This is a genomic window from Streptomyces sp. NPDC057950 (assembly GCF_042887295.1).
Lineage (GTDB): Bacteria > Actinomycetota > Actinomycetes > Streptomycetales > Streptomycetaceae > Streptomyces > Streptomyces kaempferi.
Genome location: NZ_JBHVPP010000013.1, coordinates 36,015 through 55,471 on the forward strand (window position 1 = coordinate 36,015; position 19,457 = coordinate 55,471).

The 19,457-nt window shown below is 72.9% G+C and carries 19 protein-coding genes; 10 read left to right on the forward strand and 9 right to left on the reverse strand.

Annotated features, from left to right (window positions below; translation table 11 throughout):
- Nucleotides 1-17 precede the first annotated feature (17 nt).
- Both ACFVTC_RS21865 and ACFVTC_RS21870 read left to right on the forward strand, forming a co-directional pair.
- Complete coding sequence (locus tag ACFVTC_RS21865) at nucleotides 18-647, forward strand: GNAT family N-acetyltransferase (protein ID WP_390129428.1); 630 nt, start codon at nucleotides 18-20, stop codon at nucleotides 645-647.
- 104 nt (nucleotides 648-751) lie between these two features.
- Nucleotides 752-1,648 carry a GNAT family N-acetyltransferase gene (locus ACFVTC_RS21870; RefSeq protein WP_390129430.1) on the forward strand — a complete coding sequence of 299 codons (897 nt, stop codon included), beginning with the start codon at nucleotides 752-754 and terminating at the stop codon, nucleotides 1,646-1,648.
- 43 nt (nucleotides 1,649-1,691) lie between these two features.
- Here ACFVTC_RS21870 and ACFVTC_RS21875 read toward each other — a convergent pair whose 3' ends face one another.
- Together ACFVTC_RS21875 and ACFVTC_RS21880 are read right to left on the reverse strand one after the other, a co-directional pair.
- Nucleotides 1,692-2,348: a pyridoxal 5'-phosphate synthase gene (locus tag ACFVTC_RS21875; RefSeq protein WP_390129432.1), complete on the reverse strand. Its 657-nt coding sequence runs from the start codon at nucleotides 2,346-2,348 to the stop codon at nucleotides 1,692-1,694.
- A 10-nt stretch (nucleotides 2,349-2,358) separates the two neighbouring features.
- Nucleotides 2,359-2,766, reverse strand: coding sequence for a hypothetical protein (locus ACFVTC_RS21880; RefSeq protein WP_390129434.1), 408 nt, complete (start codon nucleotides 2,764-2,766; stop codon nucleotides 2,359-2,361).
- Nucleotides 2,767-2,873: 107 nt separating this feature from the next.
- Between ACFVTC_RS21880 and ACFVTC_RS21885 the strand changes: the two genes are divergently transcribed.
- A complete protein-coding gene (locus ACFVTC_RS21885) occupies nucleotides 2,874-3,665 on the forward strand; it encodes a Scr1 family TA system antitoxin-like transcriptional regulator (protein WP_390129436.1) in 792 nt (263 codons plus the stop codon).
- Nucleotides 3,662-3,847 carry a DUF397 domain-containing protein gene (locus ACFVTC_RS21890; RefSeq protein WP_390129438.1) on the forward strand — a complete coding sequence of 62 codons (186 nt, stop codon included), beginning with the start codon at nucleotides 3,662-3,664 and terminating at the stop codon, nucleotides 3,845-3,847. The genes ACFVTC_RS21885 and ACFVTC_RS21890 overlap by 4 nt, the downstream gene beginning before the upstream one ends.
- A gap of 16 nt (nucleotides 3,848-3,863) precedes the next feature.
- On the opposite strand, the gene ACFVTC_RS21895 is transcribed toward ACFVTC_RS21890, so the two are convergent.
- Nucleotides 3,864-5,036 carry an acetyl-CoA acetyltransferase gene (locus ACFVTC_RS21895; protein WP_390129440.1) on the reverse strand — a complete coding sequence of 391 codons (1,173 nt, stop codon included), beginning with the start codon at nucleotides 5,034-5,036 and terminating at the stop codon, nucleotides 3,864-3,866.
- Nucleotides 5,037-5,192: 156 nt separating this feature from the next.
- On the opposite strand from ACFVTC_RS21895, the gene ACFVTC_RS21900 reads away from it, so the two are divergent.
- Both ACFVTC_RS21900 and ACFVTC_RS21905 read left to right on the forward strand, forming a co-directional pair.
- Nucleotides 5,193-6,386 carry an acyl-CoA dehydrogenase family protein gene (locus ACFVTC_RS21900; protein ID WP_390129442.1) on the forward strand — a complete coding sequence of 398 codons (1,194 nt, stop codon included), beginning with the start codon at nucleotides 5,193-5,195 and terminating at the stop codon, nucleotides 6,384-6,386.
- The gene (locus tag ACFVTC_RS21905; protein WP_390129444.1) at nucleotides 6,386-6,874 is read left to right on the forward strand and encodes a nitroreductase family deazaflavin-dependent oxidoreductase; all 489 of its coding nucleotides are present in this window, start codon (nucleotides 6,386-6,388) and stop codon (nucleotides 6,872-6,874) included. Before ACFVTC_RS21900 ends, ACFVTC_RS21905 begins: the two co-directional genes overlap by 1 nt.
- Nucleotides 6,875-7,040: 166 nt before the next feature.
- On the opposite strand, the gene ACFVTC_RS21910 is transcribed toward ACFVTC_RS21905, so the two are convergent.
- Entirely contained in the window at nucleotides 7,041-7,688 is a 648-nt protein-coding gene (locus tag ACFVTC_RS21910; RefSeq protein WP_153290019.1) for a TetR family transcriptional regulator, read from the reverse strand.
- 176 nt (nucleotides 7,689-7,864) lie between these two features.
- On the opposite strand from ACFVTC_RS21910, the gene ACFVTC_RS21915 reads away from it, so the two are divergent.
- From ACFVTC_RS21915 to ACFVTC_RS21925, 3 genes are all read left to right on the forward strand, one after another.
- On the forward strand, nucleotides 7,865-8,617 hold the full coding sequence (locus tag ACFVTC_RS21915; RefSeq protein WP_390129447.1) for a VOC family protein: 753 nt from the start codon (nucleotides 7,865-7,867) through the stop codon (nucleotides 8,615-8,617).
- Nucleotides 8,618-8,828: 211 nt separating this feature from the next.
- A complete protein-coding gene (locus ACFVTC_RS21920; protein WP_390129449.1) occupies nucleotides 8,829-11,153 on the forward strand; it encodes a PQQ-binding-like beta-propeller repeat protein in 2,325 nt (774 codons plus the stop codon).
- Nucleotides 11,154-11,215: 62 nt separating this feature from the next.
- The gene (locus tag ACFVTC_RS21925; RefSeq protein ID WP_390129451.1) at nucleotides 11,216-11,842 is read left to right on the forward strand and encodes a hypothetical protein; all 627 of its coding nucleotides are present in this window, start codon (nucleotides 11,216-11,218) and stop codon (nucleotides 11,840-11,842) included.
- Between the two features lie 13 nt (nucleotides 11,843-11,855).
- Here ACFVTC_RS21925 and ACFVTC_RS21930 read toward each other — a convergent pair whose 3' ends face one another.
- Genes ACFVTC_RS21930 through ACFVTC_RS21940 form a run of 3 tightly spaced genes read right to left on the reverse strand, consistent with a single transcriptional unit; the run spans nucleotide 11,856 to nucleotide 14,254 of the window.
- Nucleotides 11,856-12,635: an enoyl-CoA hydratase/isomerase family protein gene (locus ACFVTC_RS21930; RefSeq protein WP_390129453.1), complete on the reverse strand. Its 780-nt coding sequence runs from the start codon at nucleotides 12,633-12,635 to the stop codon at nucleotides 11,856-11,858.
- Nucleotides 12,632-13,048 carry a Zn-ribbon domain-containing OB-fold protein gene (locus ACFVTC_RS21935; protein WP_390129797.1) on the reverse strand — a complete coding sequence of 139 codons (417 nt, stop codon included), beginning with the start codon at nucleotides 13,046-13,048 and terminating at the stop codon, nucleotides 12,632-12,634. The genes ACFVTC_RS21930 and ACFVTC_RS21935 overlap by 4 nt, the downstream gene beginning before the upstream one ends.
- Nucleotides 13,049-13,093: 45 nt before the next feature.
- Complete coding sequence (locus tag ACFVTC_RS21940) at nucleotides 13,094-14,254, reverse strand: lipid-transfer protein (RefSeq protein ID WP_390129454.1); 1,161 nt, start codon at nucleotides 14,252-14,254, stop codon at nucleotides 13,094-13,096.
- 104 nt (nucleotides 14,255-14,358) lie between these two features.
- On the opposite strand from ACFVTC_RS21940, the gene ACFVTC_RS21945 reads away from it, so the two are divergent.
- Nucleotides 14,359-15,957, forward strand: coding sequence for a FadD3 family acyl-CoA ligase (locus ACFVTC_RS21945; protein ID WP_390129456.1), 1,599 nt, complete (start codon nucleotides 14,359-14,361; stop codon nucleotides 15,955-15,957).
- 142 nt (nucleotides 15,958-16,099) lie between these two features.
- Here the strand turns inward: ACFVTC_RS21945 and ACFVTC_RS21950 are convergent, their stop codons facing one another.
- Together ACFVTC_RS21950 and ACFVTC_RS21955 are read right to left on the reverse strand one after the other, a co-directional pair.
- On the reverse strand, nucleotides 16,100-16,279 hold the full coding sequence (locus ACFVTC_RS21950) for a hypothetical protein (RefSeq protein WP_390129458.1): 180 nt from the start codon (nucleotides 16,277-16,279) through the stop codon (nucleotides 16,100-16,102).
- A gap of 206 nt (nucleotides 16,280-16,485) precedes the next feature.
- On the reverse strand, nucleotides 16,486-19,446 hold the full coding sequence (locus tag ACFVTC_RS21955) for a BTAD domain-containing putative transcriptional regulator (RefSeq protein WP_390129460.1): 2,961 nt from the start codon (nucleotides 19,444-19,446) through the stop codon (nucleotides 16,486-16,488).
- Between the last annotated feature and the right edge of the window lie 11 nt (nucleotides 19,447-19,457).

The window sequence follows — 19,457 nt, forward strand, 5'->3', positions numbered from 1 at the left end:
AGCGTTTCAATGAATGGATGTCCGGTTTCCACGTGAGGTCCCCCGCCGAGCCCTTCCCCGAGCTGCACGGCCTCGGTCTGTTGCTGCGGCCCTGGGACGCGGACTCCGACGTCGATGTCGCGGCCTGGCTGCGCGGTGTGTCCGACCCGGAGTTCCAGCGCTGGAACACCCCGCTCCGGCCCGTCCGGGACATCGACAGCGCCCGCGAGTCGCTCCGCTCGCGCACCGAGAGCGCCGCCGACGGCACCGGCGTCTCCTTCTGCGTCATGGACGAGACGGGCGGTACGCCACTGGGGCACATCGGCATCAACGAGATCGACCACGTCATGCGCGTCGCCCGGATCGGCTACTGGGTCCTGCCGGAGGCCCGAGGCCAGCGGGTCGCCACCCGCGCCCTCGCCCTGGCCTCCCGCTTCGCCTTCGGCGCGATCCGTCTGCACCGCCTCGAGCTGGGCCACGCCCTCGGCCACACGGCCTCCTGCCGGGTCGCCGAGCGGTGCGGCTTCCGCTGCGAGGGGACGCTCAGGGGCGCGATGTTCGAAGCCGGGCGGCACGACGCGTTCCGGGACGTCCATCTGCACGCGCGGATCGCGACCGACCCGGTGCCGGTCCTGACGGACCCGGACACGCAGGTGGCCCAGCCGTAGCGCCCTGTGAGACCCCGCCCCCGGGCCTGTCGCGCTTCCCCGGCCGGTCGCCGTACCGGAAAAACCGGAGGCGGCGGACGGGCGGCGGGCGGAATCATGACGGCATGCCTCGTGAGCCTCACACCTGGGCGGTCACCCACGACGTGGACGCCTTCCTCGCGCGCGCGGGGGACTTCCTCCGTGAGCGGCCCGCTCTGCACACCGTGCCGCTCACGGTGACCCACGCGCTGCGCACCCGGGGTCCGAGCACGTTCGGGGCGCAGCCGCCGGTGCTCGGCCTGCTGGAGCGGGGCGGGGACGTACGCGCGGCCTTCTTCCGCACACCACCCCACCGGCTGAACGTCACGCCCCTGTCGGCGCAGGACGCCGACTCCCTCGCCGCCCGTCTGGCGGACCTGGGACACGACCTGCCGGGCGTCACCGCCGACCGCGCCACCGCCGCGGCCTTCGCCGAGGCATGGCAGCGGCGCCGCCCGGGGGTGAGTGCCCCGCTGCACCGCCACGACCGGCTGTACCGGCTGGGCACACCGGCCGTGCCCGGACCCGTCCCGCCCGGCCGGCCACGGGTCGCCGAGGACGGTGACCGGGGGCTGCTGGCCCGCTGGTACGGCGAGTTCGCCGAAGCGGTCGGCGAGCGGACCGCGCGGGTCGCCGACGACTGGGCCGCGGCCCGGATCGCCCACGGCGGCATCACCCTGTGGGAGGCGCCGGACGGCACCCCGGTCGCGATGGCCGGCGCGACACCCCGGATCGCCGGGCAGGTGCGCGTCGGCCCGGTCTACACCCCGGCCCCGTTCCGCGGCCTGGGCTACGCGGGGGCCGCCACCGTCGAGGTCGGCCGGGTCGCCCTGGCCTCCGGCGTGGACGACGTCCTGCTCTTCACCGACCTCTCCAACCCCACCAGTAACGGCCTCTACCAGCGGATCGGCTACCGGCCGGTGGCCGACTTCGACGTGTACGACTTCGAGGACGTCTCGCGTCCCGCCGAGATGCCTGCCTGACGGTGACGGGAGTTCCGCCGTCTGGACCAGCGCCCGCATTCCCTCAGGGCCACAGCAGCTCCGTGTGCCAGTCCGTTCCCGTGCGGCGGTAGACGAGCCGTACGTGCCGGCGTCGCGCGTCTCCCTGGAAGAACTCCACCTCCTCCGGCTGGAGGCGGTAGAGGGTCCAGGTCGGCGCCGTCGCGTCCGGCTCGCGCCCGGCGCGCTCCCAGGCGGCGTCCGAGGCGAGCGCCAACTCCTCGACCGAGCCGAGGACAGCACTCTGCCTGCCGACCAGCGCGGCGGCCAGCGCCCCCGTCGAGCGGGCGCGCAGATCCGCCTGCCCCTCCCGCGGCGGCGCGACCGTCACCGGGCCGCGCAGCCGGATCTGACGGCCCTGGGCGGGCCAGTAGAACTCGAGCGCCGCGTACGGACGGGCCGCGAGCTGCCGCCCCTTGCGGCTGGTGGTGTGGCTCGCGAAGGCCCATCCGTCCGCGTCCGCGCCGTGCAGCATCACGATCCGCACGTCCGGCAGACCGTCCTCGTCCACCGTCGCCAGCGACATCGTGTGCGGCTCGCTCTGGCCCGCAGCCACCGCCCGCGCGAACCACTCCGTGAACAGGGGCAGTGGTGCGGGGGGCGCCTCCGCCGGGTCGAAGGAGGGCAGCTCGACGTCCCACACCCGCAGCGACCTCAGCAGCTCGTGAAGATCCGTTCCCATGCCCCGAGTATCACTCGGGCATCCGGCAGAGCTGCGCCCTGAGGACCCCGTGCAGCAGTTCCGCGTCCACGAACTCCCCGACCTCCGGTGCGCCGGCGCCCCAGCCGAGCGGGTAGGTGTTGCCCTCCGGAGCGGGGACCCCGATGTACTCGTCCTGCCGGGACCGGGCGAAGCGGCGGGCCCCCGGCGGCCAGTCGTGCTCCGCGCTCTCCCCGGGGGCCAGCAGGAAGTACGTCCACCGGCAGCCGCTCATCTCCCGTACGACGGGTCCGGGGCGGCCGTCGGTCAGTCCCGTGAGGTGGTGCAGCACGGCTTCCCCGCGCACGCCGCAGACACGCACGGCGTCGAAGTGGACCCCGGCGAGACGTAGCTGAAGACCCGACTTGGGGACCCAATTCGGGGTGAGTTCGTTCGTCATGACTATGAGCGTGACGGTGGTTGCGTAGCGTGACCAGGTGGACGGGGTCCACATTGCCGGTTGTGGGGAGGACGGTGGTTGTCGTGGGGGCGAGTGGTGGGGTGTCCATGGGGCGCAGGCTGGTGGGGGAGTTGCTGCGGATTCACCGGGGGCGGCTGGGGCTGACGCAGAAGGAGGCCGCCGACCTGGTGCACGTGTCCGAGTCGTGTTTCGGGGCGTACGAGAGGGGTGAGCGGATTCCGACGATCGAGTTCCTCAAGGGCGCCGACAAGGGGCTGGATGCGCGGGGCGCGCTGATCGCGTGCGTCGAGATGATGGAGGAGGCGAAGTATCCGCCGAAGTTTGTGGACTGGGTGCGGCTCGAACGGCTGGCGCAGATCGTCAGCGGGTACGAGGTCATGGTGATTCCGGGTCTCTTCCAGACGGAGGCGTACACGCGAGCCTTGTACGAGTCTCGCGTTCCCGCCTATACGGAGGAGGAGATCGAGAAGTATGTCGAGGCCCGGCTGGAACGTCAGGCGGTGTTGACCCGAAACCCGCCGCCGCGTCTGAGTTTCCTGGTCGAGGAGTCGGTGCTGGAGAGGCCGTTCGGCAACCCGAAGGTGTTGAGGGAGCAACTGCTGCACCTGCTCGAATGCATGCGGGCGCTGAACCATCTGACGGTCCAGGTCATGCCGACCGGACGGCATACGCATGCCGGACTGCAAGGACCAATGCAGTTGATGAGCACGGAGGAAGGCCGCAATCTGGTGTTCGTCGAGTCCCAGGCAGGCAGTACGTTGATCACCAGGCCGGATCAAGTCAACGGTCTGTTCGACGTGTTCGGCATGCTGCGGGCTCAGGCGCTCACACCGTGGGAGTCCGCGGACCTCATCGAAGGGAAGGCGGGGCAACTGTGAACACGACCGAACTTGTCTGGTTCAAGTCGAGCTACAGCACCAACGAAGGCGGCGCCTGCCTCGAAATAGCCCCCACCCCCACCACCATCCACATCCGCGACTCCAAGAACCCGGCGGACACGGTCCCCACCCTCGCCGTCACCCCCACCGCCTGGACGGCCTTCCTCCGTACCGTCCGCTGAGGCGGGCGTCGCGGGCCTATCGCCCGAGTACCACCGTGCCGGACGAGCAGAACCAGCCCCCGGTGCCGGACGCCACGGCCAGCCGGGGCGGTTCGCCGTCCGCGAGTCGTACCTGGCGTCCGTCCGCCTCCCCACGCAGCTGCCGGACCGCCTCGACCAGCAGGAACAGCCCCCGCATCCCGGGATGCTGGGCCGACAGGCCGCCTCCGTCGGTGTTCACCGGCAGCTCCCCGCCCACGAGCAGCCGCCCCTTCCCGGCGTCCACGAACGCCCCTCCCTCGCCCTTCGCGCAGAAGCCCAGGTCCTCCAGCGTCACGAGCGTCATGTAGGTGAAGGCGTCGTAGACCTCGGCCACGTCGATCTCGTCCGGCCGCACCCCCGCCCGCTCGAAGGCGAGACGTCCGCTGACCGCCGCGGGGGACACCGTGAAGTCGGCCCACTCGGACATCGTCGTGTGCGAGACGTGCTCCCCGGTGCCGAGGATCCACACCGGGGCCGTACGGCAGTCCCGTACGTACTCCTCGGCCACCAGCAGCACCGCCGCGCCACCGTCGGAACGCAGGCAGCAGTGCAGCTTGGTGAAGGGGTCGGCGATCATCGGGCCGGACAGGACGTCGTCGACCGTGATCGGGGCGCGGAACATCGCCTCCGGGTTCAGGGCCGCGTTCGCGCGGGCCTGGACGGCGACCGAGGCGAGCTGTTCGAGCGTCGTGCCGTACTGGTGCATGTGGCGGCGCGCGGCCATCGCGTACTTGGCGATGAGCGTGTGGCCGTAGGGGGCCTCGAACTGGAGCGGGCCCCGGGCACCGAAGGAGAGGTCGCCGGTGCGGCGGCCCGCCTTGATGTCCGCGCGGGCCGTCGACCCGTACACGAGGAGGACGGCGCGGGCGTGACCGGCCGCGATCGCGTCGGCCGCGTGCGCCGCCATGACCTCCCAGGTGGAGCCGCCGACGGCGGTCGAGTCGACCCAGGCGGGACGCAGCCCGAGGTACTCGGCGACCTCGGCCGGGGGGAGCGTGCCGAGGCCGGCCGAGGCGAAGCCGTCGACCCGGGCCCGGTCCAGGCCCGCGTCGGCGAGCGCCCGGCGGGCGGCCTGCGCGTGCAGGGTGTAGGGGGTCGCGTCGTCCACCCGGCCGCAGTCGGAGAGGGCGACACCGACCACGGCGACCTTGCGCTTCCCCGGAGTCATGAATCTGACGGTACATCAGATAATTGACGCGGGGGAGGCCGTCCCGCCCACCGCCCCGCCTCCATCGTTCCGCCCAGCCCGCCTGTGCCCCGTCTCTGTGCATCTCCCTCCGCACGTCCTAATATGACGGCCCGTCATATCAGGAGGGGCCTGCCCATGGACGCCCGTTTCACCCCCGAACAGGACGAGATCCGCCGCACCCTCCGGGAACTCCTGCTCAAGCGGTGCGGCCCGGACGAGGTGCGGGCCGCCGTGCGGACCGCCGCCGGATACGACACCGGCCTGTGGGACACGTTCGCCCGGCAGCTCGGTCTGCCGGGGCTCGCCCTTCCCGAGCGGTACGGCGGAGTCGGCTGCTCGGTCACCGAACTCGCCCTCGCCTGCGAGGAGTCGGGACGCGCCCTGGCCCCCTCGCCGCTGATCCCCACGGCCGTCCTGGCCGCCCCGCTGATCCTGGCCCTGGGCACCGAGGACCAGCGCGCCGCGCTGCTGCCCCGGATCGCGTGCGGTGAACTGACCGCGGCCCTCGCGGCGCCGGGCGCCGGGCTCGCCACCGCCCTCGGGCTGGTCGGCGACCACCACGGGGACTGGGCGGGCGGCGGACGCGCCGGCGGGGTGCAGGCCCGGCGGGCCGACGGCGGCTGGCGGCTCTACGGGCAGGCGGCCCATGTGCTCGCCGGACACAGTGCGCGGCTCCTGGTGGTGGCCGCGCACACCGGAGGCTTCGCCAGGTCGCGGACATCGCTGTTCCTCGTCCGGGAGGACGCCGAGGGGCTCGTGCGGGTGCGGCAGACCTCGCTGGACGAGACGAGGACGCAGGCCCGGGTGGAGCTGAGGGACGTGGCGGCCGAGCCGCTGGGAGGGGAGGACGCCGACGCGCTCGGCGAGCTCGCCCGCCTCGGCCGGAGTGCCGCCGCGGTGCTCGCCGCGGAGGCCGTGGGCGCCGCCGACCGGGCCCTGGAGCGGACCGTCGAGTACGTGCGGCAGCGGGAGCAGTTCGGGCGGGCCATCGGGAGCTTCCAGGCGGTCAAGCACCGCCTCGCCGACGTGTACGTGCGGGTGCAGGCGGCGCGCTCGGCCGCCTACTACGCGGCCTGGGCGGCCGGTGACGGCGGCGGCCACGAACGGGTCGGGGGGCTCGCTCTCGCCCAGGCGCTGGAGGCGCTGCGCGCAGCCGCCGCCGAGGGGATCCAGCTCCACGGGGGCATCGGTTTCACCTGGGAGCACGAGGCCCACCTGTACTTCAAGCGGGCGTCCGGTGACGAACTGCTCTTCGGGCCCGTGCACCGGCTACGGGCGCACGCGGCCGACGACGCGCGCCTCTTCGAGGGCGGGGAGGTGGTGGTCTGATGGCCCGCGGGGCGCTCCCCGGGGTCCGGCTCGTGCAGAAGGTGTCCTCGACCCGGACCTTCGCCCGCGTCGCGCCGCGTCTCGTCCCCGCCGTGGACCGCGCGGTGCACCGGCTGACCCGCGGCAGGGTGCTGCTCAGCGCGCGGATGCTGCCGGGCGTCGTCCTCACGGCGCGCGGCGCCAGGAGCGGGCTGGCCCGGCGGACGCCGCTGGCCTGCATGCCGGAGGGGGCCGACGCGGCGAGCTGGCTGCTGGTCGGCTCCAACTTCGGACGCGCGGACCATCCGGCGTGGACCGCCAATCTGCTCGCCCACCCGGACGCCGAGGTGAGCTGGAAGGGCACGGACATACCCGTGACGGCCCGGCTGCTGGCGGGGGCGGAGCGGGACGCGGCCTGGCAGGCGGCGCTGGTGTTCTGGCCGCCGTACGCCACGTACCAGGCGCGGATCGAGCGGGAGATCCGGCTGTTCCGGATCACGCGGCGCTGAGGGGCGGGAGCCGTCCCGTCGTGGCTGCCGGGGGTGCCGAGGGGCGGGGCGAGGCACGGGGCCCGCACAGCGCAGCAGGCGACAGCCCGCCGGAACGGTCCGTCCGGCGTGGGCTGCCGCCTGCATGACAGGAGGGGGGCAGGGGAAAACGGAGGGGAAGCGACTCCTATTTGGTCGGCTTCTTCCCGGTCACGCCGAGATGTACCAACAGCGCGAGATTCGGCTTGAGTTCAGCCTGTTTGACACCCCACGTCTGGAATCCCTTCTGGTGCGAGGCCACCGCCGCGAGCATCGCGACGAGGGAGCCGGCCATCGCCGCGGGATTCACGTCCTTGTCGACCCTGCCCTTGGCCTGCAGCTCGGTGACCGTGTCCGTAAGGGAGTTGTTCACCGAATTCAGGATCTTCATGCGGATCTTGTAGAACCGCTTGTCGCCCTCGGCGGCGCCCAGGTCGACCACACGGAGGATGGCGTCGTTCTTCCGCCAGAACTCCAGGAACCCGTCGACGAGTTCCTGCGCGGTCTGCCAGCCGGCCTTGCCGGCCCAGGAGCGCCCGTCGAGCAGTTCGGTCAACCCGGCTCCCTCCGCGGCCATTTGCTCCGCGATCTCCAGGACGGCGCCTTCGACGTCCGGAAAGTACTGGTAGAAGGTCGCCGGTGAAGTGCCTGCCTTACGGGCGACATCAATGACTTTGACGTCCCGGTAGGGGGAGGAGCTGAGCATTTCACTGAGGCAGTCGAGCAGCTTCTGCCTGGTCGCCTGCCCACGCCGACCGGCCACGCGGCCGTCGACGGTACGCACTTGTCCTGTCATGCCGTCAGCTTACCGAGGGGTGATCGGAGCGCGATTCGGCCGACTGCAAATGGGGTGCGGTGGGGTGTTGTGGGGCGTGGGTGGGGTGTGAGATGGGCGCCGGGCGGGTCCGCGGGGCCTTCGCGGCCGGTACCCGCCACCGCGCGAGGTGGCGGAAACGCCATTAACTTGGCCGCATGGCCGTATCCCCGGCATCCGGCGCCGCCGACGCGTCCGGTGCCTTCCCCGAAGGCGTCCCCTGCTGGGTGGAAGCGCAGCTTCCCGACGTGGAGGCGGGCCGACGCTTCTACGGTGAGCTGTTCGGCTGGACCTTCGGGGAGGGCTTCGGGCCGCCCGAAGCCGGGGTGTGGGCGCGCCACCACGGCGAGCCCGTCGCCGCCCTGGCGCCCAAGGGGGACGGCCGCATGCCCACCGTCTGGACGGTGTATTTCGCCACCCCGGACGCCGCCGCGCTGGCCGCCCGGATCACCACGGCGGGCGGCCGGCTGATCACCGCGCCCACACCGGTCGGCTCCTTCGGCACGACGGCCCTCGCCACCGACCCCGAGGGCGCGGTGTTCGGCCTCTGGCAGGCCGGAGAGCACCCCGGCTTCGGAAAGCGGCACGCGCCGGGCTCCTTCTGCTGGGCGGAGTTGTACGCACGGGACACCTGGGTCGTCGACGCGTTCTACGGGGCCCTCTTCCACGACGCCCTCTTCGGCGCCGACGCCTCCCCCGACGTCGGCCGGGCCCCCGTCCTCGACGTCTTCCCGGCCGAGATGCCGCCGCACTTCCTGGTCCATTTCGGGGTCGAGAGCGTCGAGGCGGTACTCGGAACGGTGAACCGGCTCGGCGGCCGCGTCCAGGTGCCCGCCTTCGACACCTCGTACGGAAAAGTGGCCGTCGTCACCGACAATCAAGGGGCGTCGTTCGCCGTCATCCAGCGGTGAACGGCCCCGGCCGGTGGCGGTGAAGCTCCGTCCGCCGGTGGGGAGTAGCCGTTATATCCCGAGACACCCCGATCCGCCCCCGGGTTCGCAACCGGTGGCGCGGACAGGAAGAATCGGGGTGCGTGCCGCCAAGGCGGTGCGGTGGTGAGACGCTGCACTGGGCTGCGTTCATACGTGGATGACGTGGCTCGTACGGGGAGGTGGCAGGCAAGTGGTGGATCAGCTGACGCAGCACGATCCGCGTCGGATCGGGCCGTTCGAGGTGCTGGGGCGGCTGGGTGCCGGCGGCATGGGGCTGGTCTATCTCGCGCGCTCGGCCTCCGGCCGTCGCGTGGCGATCAAGACGGTCAGGACGGAGCTCGCCGAGGACCAGCTGTTCCGGGTGCGCTTCACGCGTGAGGTCGAGGCCGCGCGCGCGGTCTCCGGCTTCTACACGGCGGCCGTCGTCGACGCCGACCCGCGCGCCGCGGTGCCGTGGCTGGCCACCGCGTACGTTCCGGCGCCCTCCCTCGAGGAAATAGTGAACGAGTGCGGGCCGATGCCGGCCCAGGCGGTGCGCTGGCTGGCCGCGGGCGTCGCGGAGGCCCTGCAGTCCATCCACGGCGCGGGGCTCGTCCACCGCGACCTGAAACCTTCGAACGTGCTGGTGGTCGAGGACGGGCCGCGGGTCATCGACTTCGGTATCGCGTCCGGTGTGTCGAACACCCGTCTGACGATGACGAATGTCGCCGTCGGCACGCCCGCGTACATGTCACCCGAGCAGGCGAAGGACTCGCGCAGCGTGACCGGCGCGAGCGATGTCTTCTCGCTCGGCTCGATGCTCGTCTTCGCCGCCACCGGGCACGCCCCCTTCCACGGAGCGAACCCGGTCGAGACGGTCTTCATGCTGCTCCGGGAGGGCCCCGACCTCGAAGGACTCCCGGACGAGCTGAGGCCGCTGATCGAGTCCTGCATGCAGATGGAGGCGACCGGCCGCCCCAACCCGGCCGACCTCCAGGCGCAACTGGCTCCCCACCTGTTCGGCTCCGGCTCGGACGACAGCGGTACGGCGTCGGCCTGGCTGCCCGAGCGGGCGGTGGGTCTGATCGAGTCGCGCCGCGGGGGCCGTCCGCCGGTGAAGACCCCGCCGTCCGGGGGCCGCAGCGGTGGCGGACGCCCGGCCGTGCCCCCGCCGCCCGCGCACGCTCCCGCGGTCGTCGGGGCGCCCGACACCGGCCCGGTGCGGCTGGCGGGCGCCAAGGTGCCCATCGGTCCCGGGCCACGCGTCGCCGACGCCCGTGCCGCCGCCGTGAAGGCCCCTCCTCCAGAGGCCGGCCTCGCCGCCTCCTGGTCCCGGCCGCGCGTCGGCGTCAACGGCGCCGACCCGGTGCCGGCGGTCGCGCCGCCGCCCCCGCCGGACTCCCCGTCCGGCTGGCGGCCCTGGCGCTTCCGTATGTCGAACGACGTCTGGGGCACGCCCACGGTCGCGGGCGACCTCGTCTACGTCACGTCCTTCGAGGTCCACGCGCTGGACGTGGCGACCGGCCGCCGCAGTTTCAAGACGCGGGACGTGGCCTGGTCGATGGCGGTCGCGGACGGCCGTATCCACGCCTCCGACGGCCCGACGCTGTTCGCCCTGGACGCCCGGGAGGGCGCCGATCTGTGGCGGCTGGCGACGGATGCCTGGGTCTACTCCCTCAAGGCCGACCGCGGGACCGTCGTCACCGGGACGCGCGGGGGCGGTGTGCAGGCATGGGAGGCATCCAACGGCCAGAAACTCTGGGAGGTCACCGGCGCCCAGAGCGACTTCGAGTCCCCGGAGGCCGGACCCGCCGTGCACGACGGCACGGTGTTCGTGTGGAAGGACGCGCGGCTGCGCGCGCTGGAGGCCCGTACGGGTGAAGAGCGCTGGTCGTACCCGATCGGCGACGCGGCGTCGTGCGGCGGTGTGCCGGTCCGGCTGACCCGGGCCGACGACGGCTACGTCTACATCTCCGCGGGCACCCGGGTGCTCGCCGTCGACATGGCGAGCGGTCACGTCCGCTGGCACTTCGAGGCACCGGCGGTCTTCCTGTGCCCGCCGACCTTCGTACCGGGGCCCGCGGTCGCGGGGGGCGGGGTGTACCTCGCGGACTACCTCGGCACGGTGTACGCGCTCGACGCCACCGACGGGCGGGACCGCTGGCGCATCGCGACCGAGGCCCGAGCCTCCATCGAGCCGGTGCTCGTCGCCGCGGGGCATGTCCACGTCGGCAGCGGAAAGGGTCTGTACACCCTGGACGCGGTCACGGGTACGCCGAAGTGGCGCTTCCAGGCGGGCGGCGACATCGTGGGCGCCCCCGCCGTGGCCGAGGGCCGCATCCACTTCGGCTCCACGGACCACCTCCTGTACACGCTGAAGGCCGACGACGGGCGGCTGCGCTGGAAGCTGGCGACCGGCGGCGAGATCACCGGCGCCCCCGTCGTCAAGGACGGCGTCGTGTACGCCTGCAGCAAGGACCGCTGTGTGTACGCCCTGGACGCGGAGAAGGGGACAGGGACGGCCCGTACGACGTGAGGGCCCCCGCCGGTCGGCACGGTACGGGGGTGGGTGCGAGGGCCGTGGGTAGGGTGATGGGCATGTACACGCGGGGGCGCAGACTCAGATTCACAGCGGTGTCGGCGATGGTGGTGCTGGCCCTGACCGGCTTCTCGTCGGGCCATGGCCACGGGAGCCGCGGTCACCACAGCGGTGGCGGGGGCGGTTGCAGCAGCTCCCGCCAGGACCACGACAGTTCCTCGTCGACGTCGGGCGGCGGTGGCTCGTACGGCAGTTCCTCTTCCGGCGGCTCCTCTTCCGAAAGCTCCTCGTCCGGCGGCGACGCGTACGGCTCCGGCACGAATACCGGCGACGGCGGCGGCGCCACGTACCGATCGCGGCCCACCCACCGTTCCACCCCCACCGCGTCCTCCACCGGCGGCACGGCCCGGCCCCTGAAGGACGGCACCGCGGTGCTCGTGCACTGCGCGAGCACGGCGGACCCGTACGCGACCGTCGAGGTCAGGAATCCGAACGGGCGCGACAGTGTCCTGACGGTGAAGATCGCCTTCAAGGACGCGCGCGGCCTCACCGTGATCGACACCTCCGACCAGGTCTCGGTGTCCGCGAAGGACAAGGCGACCGTCCGGGTGCCCGTCGCCGGTGCGGGCCACGTGGACGAGATCGATCACTGCGAGGTCGATCGACGGGCCGCCGTGGTGCGTTGACGGCCCGCGAGGCTCACCGCGTCCGGAAACCGCCAGGGCGTCGTGCGGCGAACAGCTCCGCCTGCCGCTCGCCGGGCAGGTTGCCGAGGGAGACGAGCTGCGGGGCGTGTGCGAGGGCTGCCGCGCGGGTCGCCTCCTGGGCCTGCCAGAGCGCCCGCACGGTGCCCTGGACGGCGTCGGACGGGTAGGACGCGATGACGGCGGCGCACGCCACGGCCGCCGCCAACGCCCCGCCCGGGGGCGTGAGTTCGGAGACCAGGCCGATCTCGTGGGCCCGCCGGGCGGAGATCCGCTCGGCCGTCCCCATCAGTGCCATCCGGGCCACCTCCCCGAAGGGCATGCGCTGGGCGAGGTAGACCGACTCGTACGCGCTGACCATGCCGTACGTGGTGTGCGGGTCGAAGAAGGCCGCGGTCTCGTCGGCGACGACGAACTCCGCCTCCCCGAGCAGGTAGAAGGCGCCCCCGCAGGCCATTCCGCACACGGCGGCCACGACCGGCTTCCACAGGTCGTTGGCCTTGGGGCCGATCCGCAGGAGCGGATCGTCCACCATGAAGGGCGAGTCAGGCTGCGGCACCTCGGCCGCACGGTCGAGCCCGGTGCAGAAGGCCCGCTCGCCGGCCCCGGTGACGACGACGGCCCGCACGGTGTCGTCGAACCGGAACGCCTGCCAGGCGGCTGCGAGTTCGCGGGCGGTCGCGACATCGATCGCGTTGAGCCGGGCGGGCCGGTCCAGGGTGAGGACGGCGACCCCGGTGTCCTGGTCGCAGGAGATCCGCAGCCCGCCGCTCACGACCGCTCCAGAACCCACTGCGGCAGCCCCTCGGCACCGAACACGACCCGCACCCGGGCCCCGATCCGGATCCGGTCGGGGGCGAGGGAGCCCAGCGGGGTACCCGGCCCGGCGACCAGGTTCCCGACCAGCCGGATGCGCGGGGCGTCCGAGAGTTCGACGACGGCCGCGTTGTACGGCACCCGGGCCGCGTACGCGGGCAGCAGGGGCGGATGCGGGACGACGTACGACCAGACCCGGCCCAGCCCGCTCATCAGGCGCCACCGGCTGTCGAAGGAACGGCAGTGGGGACAGCAGGGGCGGGGCGGGAAGCGCAGTTCGCCGCAGTCGGCGCACGCCTGGATCCGCAGCTCGCCCCGGGCGGCGTACTCCCAGAAGGGCGCGCCGTCCTCGTCCACGACCGGCGGGAGCAGGGGTTCCGTGGCGTCCGGGGCGGGGGGTCGGGTCATCTCGGCTCCTCAGGTTCGCAGCAGGACGGCGGAGGTGGGGACCCCTTCCCCGGCCGTGACCAGACAGGTGGCGGCTCCCGGCACCTGCGCCGTGCTGGTCCCGCGCAGCTGCTTCACGCCCTCGTTGATGAGGTTGAAGCCGTGGACGTACGCCTCGCTGAGCCCGCCCCCGCCCGTGTTGAGGGGCAGCCGGCCGCCGATCTCCAGCGCGCCGCCCTCCGTGAAGGCGGCGCCCTCGCCCCGGCCGCAGAAGCCGTAGCCCTCCAGGGAGAGCGGTATGAGAGGCGTGAAGGCGTCGTAGATCTGGGCCACGTCGACGTCGTCCGGGGTGAAGTCGGCGTTCTTCCACAGGTGCCGGGCGGCGGTCCAGGCGGGGCCGGTGAGCGGGTCGTCGTTCCAGTAGTTGACCATGCCGTGGTGCTGGGCGGGCAGGCCCTGGGCGACGGAGTGGACGTACACGGGTCGCCGCCGGCAGTCCCGCGCCCGCTCGGCCGACACCACCACGCACGCCAACGCCCCGTCCGTCTCCAGGCAGTTGTCGAAGAGGCAGAGGGGCTCGCTGATCCACCGCGAGGTCATGTACATCTCGCGGGTGAGCGGGCGGTCGTACATCATCGCGGCGGGGTTCTGGTTGGCCCGGTTGCGGCAGGCGAGCGCCACGTTGAAGAGGTGGTCGCGGGTGGCGCCGTACTCGTGCATGTAGCGCCGCGCCAGCATGCCGATCTCGTCGGCGGGTCTGAGCAGCCCGAAGGGGCGGGTCCACTGCGCCGGGGTGGGGAGCTGGGCGACCGTGTTCCTCCAGGGCCGGGGGCCGCTGCCCCGTTTGCGCGACCGCCAGGCGACCCCGACCGTCGCCTGCCCGGTGGTGACGGCGGCGGCGAGATGAGCGACGGTCGCGCACGAACCGCCGCCCCCGAAACCGACCTTGCTGAAGAAGGTGAGGTCGCCGAAGCCGAGGGCCTTGGCGACCTCGACCTCGTCGGTCTCCTCCATCGTGTAGGAGGCCAGCCCGTCGACCTCCGCGGGGGCGATCCCGGCGTCGTCGAGGGCGGCGAGAATCGCACGACAGGCCAAGGTCTTCTCGGAATCGGGGAGTTGCCGGGCGAAGGGGGTCTGACCGATGCCGACGACGGCCGTGGCGTCCTTGATCCCCGCCGTGCTCCGTGCCATGGGCGCGCGCCTCCCTGTGAACCGGGGCTGCTGACAGTGCGTCAGGCTACAGCTAATCTGACGGGTAGTCAGCTAGCTGTTCGTCGGTCATGGGGAGGCCCGCCGTGCGCGGTGACTTGGAGTGGGGCAGCGTCCCGGGGCTGGTCCGGTCGGCGGCCCGGCGGTTCGCGGACCGGGAGGCCGTCGTCGAGGGCCGGACGCGCGTCACGTACGCGGAGCTGGGCGCCCGCGTGGAACGCGCCGCGGCGGCCTGCCTGGCCGAGGGGGTGCGCACGGGCGACCGGGTGGCCGTCTGGGCGCCGAACACCCTGGACTGGATCGTCTGCGCGCTCGGCGCGGTCTCTGCGGGCGCCGTGCTGGTCCCGCTCAACACCCGCTTCAAGGGCGCCGAGGCGGCGTACGTGCTGGCCCGGAGCCGGGCGAGACTGCTCTTCGTGACCGGGACGTTCCTGGGCACCTCGTACGTGGCGTCACTGCGCCGGGCGGCCGGCGAGGGAGAGGGTCCCGGCCCGCTGCCCGGACTCCCGCACCTGGAGCAGGTGGTGGTGCTGTCGGACGACGCCCCCGCCGGCTTCCGCACCTGGAAGGACTTCCTGGCGGACGGGGAGGGCGTCGGGGCGGCGGAGGTACGGGAACGGGCGGCGTCCGTGGCGGGAACCGCCCCGTCCGACATCGTCTTCACGTCGGGGACGACGGGACGGCCCAAGGGTGCGGTGATCACGCACGCGCAGAGCCTGCGGGGTTACGCGATCTGGAGCGAGCTGGCCGGGCTGCGGGCGGGCGACCGCTATCTGATCGTGAACCCCTTCTTCCACACCTTCGGCTACAAGGCGGGGGTGCTGGCCTGTCTGATGCGCGGCGCGACGATGGTCCCGCAGTCCGTGTTCGACGTGGACACGGTGCTGGCGAACGTGGCGGCGGAGCGCATCTCGGTCCTCCCCGGCCCGCCCACGCTCCACCAGTCCCTGCTGGACCACCCGAACCGGGACGCGTACGACCTGTCCGCGCTGAGACTGGTGGTGACGGGGGCGGCCGTGGTTCCCCTGAGACTGGTGGAGCGGCTGAGGTCCGAGCTGAGGATCGGCACCGTACTCACCGCGTACGGGCTCTCCGAGGCGAGCGGGATCGTCACCATGTGCCGCCGGGGCGACGCGCCCGCCGTGATCGCCTCCACCGCGGGCCGCGCGATCCCGGACACGGAGGTCAGGGTGGCGGACGCGGACGGGACGCCCCTCGCCCCCGGCACCCCCGGCGAGGTACTGGTCCGAGGGTTCCACGTGATGCGGGGCTACTTCGAGGACCCGGCGGCCACGGCGGCGGTGCTGGCCCCGGACGGCTGGCTGCGCACCGGTGACGTGGGCGTCCTCGACGCGGCGGGCAACCTCCGCATCACCGACCGGATCAAGGACATGTTCATCGTCGGCGGCTTCAACGCCTACCCCGCCGAGATAGAGCAGCTCCTCGGCGTCCACCCGGACGTCGCGGACGTGGCGGTGATCGGCGTGCCCGACGGACGGCTGGGAGAGGTCGGCAGGGCCTATGTCGTACGGCGCCCCGGAGCGGCTCTGACCGGCGACGACCTGATCGCCTGGTCGCGCCGCGAGATGGCCAACTACAAGGTGCCCCGGACGGTCGAGTTCGTCACCGAACTCCCGCGGAACGCGAGCGGGAAGGTGGTGAAGGGGGACCTTCGGCGACGCTGACGGCGCCGCGAGCGCCGCGGGGCGGTGTCGCCGGCCGGCGCGGTGGGCGCGGGGCGCCCTGTGGCCCCGGCCGGCCCCGGACACACGTCGACCGCGGCGGCTCCCCCTCCGCGCCGCCGCGGCCGATCCCCGTCGTGAGTGGTCAGTTGGACGGTTCGGTGGTCGCGTGCTGGTCCAGCGGCTTGATCTCGCCGCCGGTGGCGTGCTGGTCCAGCGCGATGACCTTCTCGTCCGTGGCGTGCTGGTCCATCGTGACGAGTTCCTCACCGGTCGCGTGCTGGTCCAGTGGCTTGACGACGGGCTCGGTCTTCTTCTCGCTCATAGCGGTCAACTCCCCGGTTGTGTGGCAGGCAAGAGGCTTGGGGCCCGCCCGGCATCTCCCCCGATGGGCGCCGGACGGGCACCAATTGGCCGTTCAGGTTAACCTCACGGCCTCACTGCCGATCCGCCTGCCCCCCGACGCGACGGAACGACAGGAGTGAGCATGTCGGGTGGTGATAAACGTTCGATGAACGCGCCGGCATCCGGTCAGACAGCGGCGGTCACGGCCAGCAGGCCGCGCACCTCGTCCGCTTCCGGTGAGCCCAACTCCTCGTGGATCCCCAGGGCTTCCCGCCAGCAGACTTGGGCGCGACCGGTCTGTCCGATGCCGCTGAGGGCGCGACCGAGGACGGTGAGCACGAGCCCGCGCCGCCACTCCCCGCCGATGCCCCGCAGCACGGTCAGGGCCATCTCCGCGTTGGAAGCGGCCTGCGCCGGCCGGCGGGCGGCGAGATCGACCTCCGCGAGCCGGAAGAGAGTCATTCCCTCCCAGAGCCGCTGGCGGCTGTCCCGGAAGGTCTCCAGGGCTTCCACGAGGCTTTCGGCCGCCGGGCCGAGGTCCCCGTTGCGGGTGAGCGCCAAGCCCAGGGCGTAGCGCCCGTTCGCGCCCCTGAGGGCGTTCCCGGTGGAGTCGTAGATGTCGATGCCTTGCTGAGCGAGGGTGACGGCGCTGTCGACACGCCCCGTGGCCATGTGTATGCGGGACAGGTTGCACAGTGCGCTGGCCTCGCCCGGCCGGTTCTTGTTGCTGCGGAAGTTCTCGATGGCCGAGGTCAGGTGCCGCTCGCCCTCGGCGTGCCGGCTCTGGTAGATGGCGATGATGCCCCGGGTGTTGGGGGCCCAGCACCTGGCGACGGGGTCGTCCGCCTCCTGCGCCATGCGGGTGGCCTCGATGGCGGCCGCGTCAGCCTGGTCGAACCGTCCCGCGACCATGTGAACGTCGGTGAGCGTAGTCAGCGCCCGGCCGGCGGCGCGCGCGTCACCGATGGCACGGGCACACTCGAGCGCCGCGTTCGCGGCGACCTCGTACTCGCGCGAATTGGCCCCCGACTCGGCAAGATCCTTGGCGGCCCAGAGCAGGTCGACGGCTCTCCGAAGCCGGCTGTCCGCCACGGACTGGCGCACGCACGACAGGAGGGCGTTGGCTTCGGCGTACAACCAGTCGTGCGCCGGATGCCGATCGTCGAACACCAGCCCCGGGTACTTCGTGGCCTCGAGGTGCTCCACCAGCCGGTCGCCGGGACGCTCGATCGCATAGACCCCGGCAGCCGTCGCCAAGTAGAAGTCCAGCAGCCGCGACAGCGCCGCGTCCCGCTCGCTCGGTGGCTGTTCGTCGCGTTCGGCGCAGGCGCGCGCGTAGAGGCGGACCAGGTCGTGGTAGCGGTAGCGGCCGGGCGCGGCGGACTCCAGGAGGGAGGTGTCGACGAGGGACTCCAGGAGGTCCTCGGTGTCGTCGACCGGGAGGTCCAGGACGGCGGCGGCGGCGGCCAGCGAGATGTCCGGGCCGTCCGCGAGGCCCAGCAGACGGAAGGCGCGGGCCTGGGCGGGTTCCAGCTGGCCGTAGCCGAGTTCGAAGGTGGCCTTGACGGCGAGGTCGCCGGCCTGGAGTTCGTCGAGGCGGCGCCGCTCGTCGCCGAGCTTCGCCGCCAGCACCGAGACCGTCCAGGTGCGGCGGGCGGCCAGCCGGGAGGCGGCGATACGGATCGCCAGCGGGAGGAAGCCGCAGGCCGCGACGACGTCCAGGGCCGCCTCGCGCTCGGACGCCACCCGCTCCTGCCCGACGATCTTCGTGAAGAGCTGGAGGGCCTCCTCGGGGGACATCACGTCGAGGTCCACCAGATGGGCACCGGCCAGGTCCACCATCCGCACCCGGGACGTCACCAGGGCCGCGCAGCCCTCCATGCCGGGGAGCAGGGGGCGCACCTGGGCGGCGTCCCGGGCGTTGTCCAGCAGCACCAGGACCCGGCGGCCGTCGAGGACCGAGCGGTAGAGCGCCGCGCGTTCCTCCAGCGAGTCGGGGATGGAGGAGGCCGGGTGGCCCAGGGCGCGCAGGAACGCGCCGAGCACCGTCTCCGGCTCCGCCGCCCGCTGCCCGGCGCCCTGGAGGTCGACGTAGAGCTGTCCGTCGGGGAAGGCCGCCCGCGCCTGGTGGGCGACGTGCACGGCGAGGGTCGTCTTGCCCACCCCGCCGATGCCGGCGAGCGCGGAGACGGCCATGACCTGGCCCTCGCCCTCGGCGGAGGAGGCGGAGGCCAGGACGTCGCTGAGTTCCTGGACGAAGGAGGCGCGGCCCGTGAAGTCCGTGACGGTGGCCGGGAGCTGGGCCGGGCGGACCGGCGCGGCCGCGGGTTCCGCCGCCGGGGCGGAGGGCTCGGCGAGGCCCGGGTCCGCCTGCAGGATGCGCTGCTGGAGTTCCTTCAGGCCCGCGCGCGGGTCGACGCCCAGTTCGTCGGCGAGCAGGCGGCGGGTGTCGGCGTAGACGGCGAGGGCCTCGGCCTGCCGCCCGCTGCGGTACAGCGCCAGCATGAGCAGCTCGCGCAGCCGCTCCCGGAGGGGGTGCGCCGCCGTCAGCGCGGTGAGTTCGGAGACCGCCTCGGCGTGGCAGCCCTGCTCCAGGTCCATGTCGAGCCTGGACTCCAGGAGCTGGAGGCGCCATTCCTCCAGGCGTGCCCGCTGGGTGTCCGCGTACGGTCCCGGCACGCTCGCCAGGGGTTCCCCGTCCCACAGGGCCAGCGCCCGGTTCAGCAGCTCGCGGGCGAGGCACAGGTCTCCGGAGTGCTTCGCCTTCTCCGCGTCGGCGGAGATCTCCTGGGCCTCGGCGAGGTCGAGCGTGCCCGCGCCCTCGGACAGCCGGATCGCGTAGCCGCCCGACTCGCTGATCAGCACGCCGGGGTCGAGGGCCTTGCGGAGCCGGGAGGCGTACGTACGGACGGCCGCGAGTGCCTGCGAGGGGGGTTCCTCGCCCCACAGGGCGTCGATCAGCTCGCCGGAGGTGGCGGTGCGGCCCTCCCGCAGCAACAGCGCTGCCAGCAGGGCGCGTTGCTGCGGGGACCCTGTGGGCAGCGATTCCTCGCCGCGCCAGGCGCGCACCGGTCCGAGCACGCTGAAGCGCAACGCCGCCGATTCCTCGGGGCGCCGCTGCTCCGGCACTCGCGGTACACCGTCCATCGCTGTCCCCC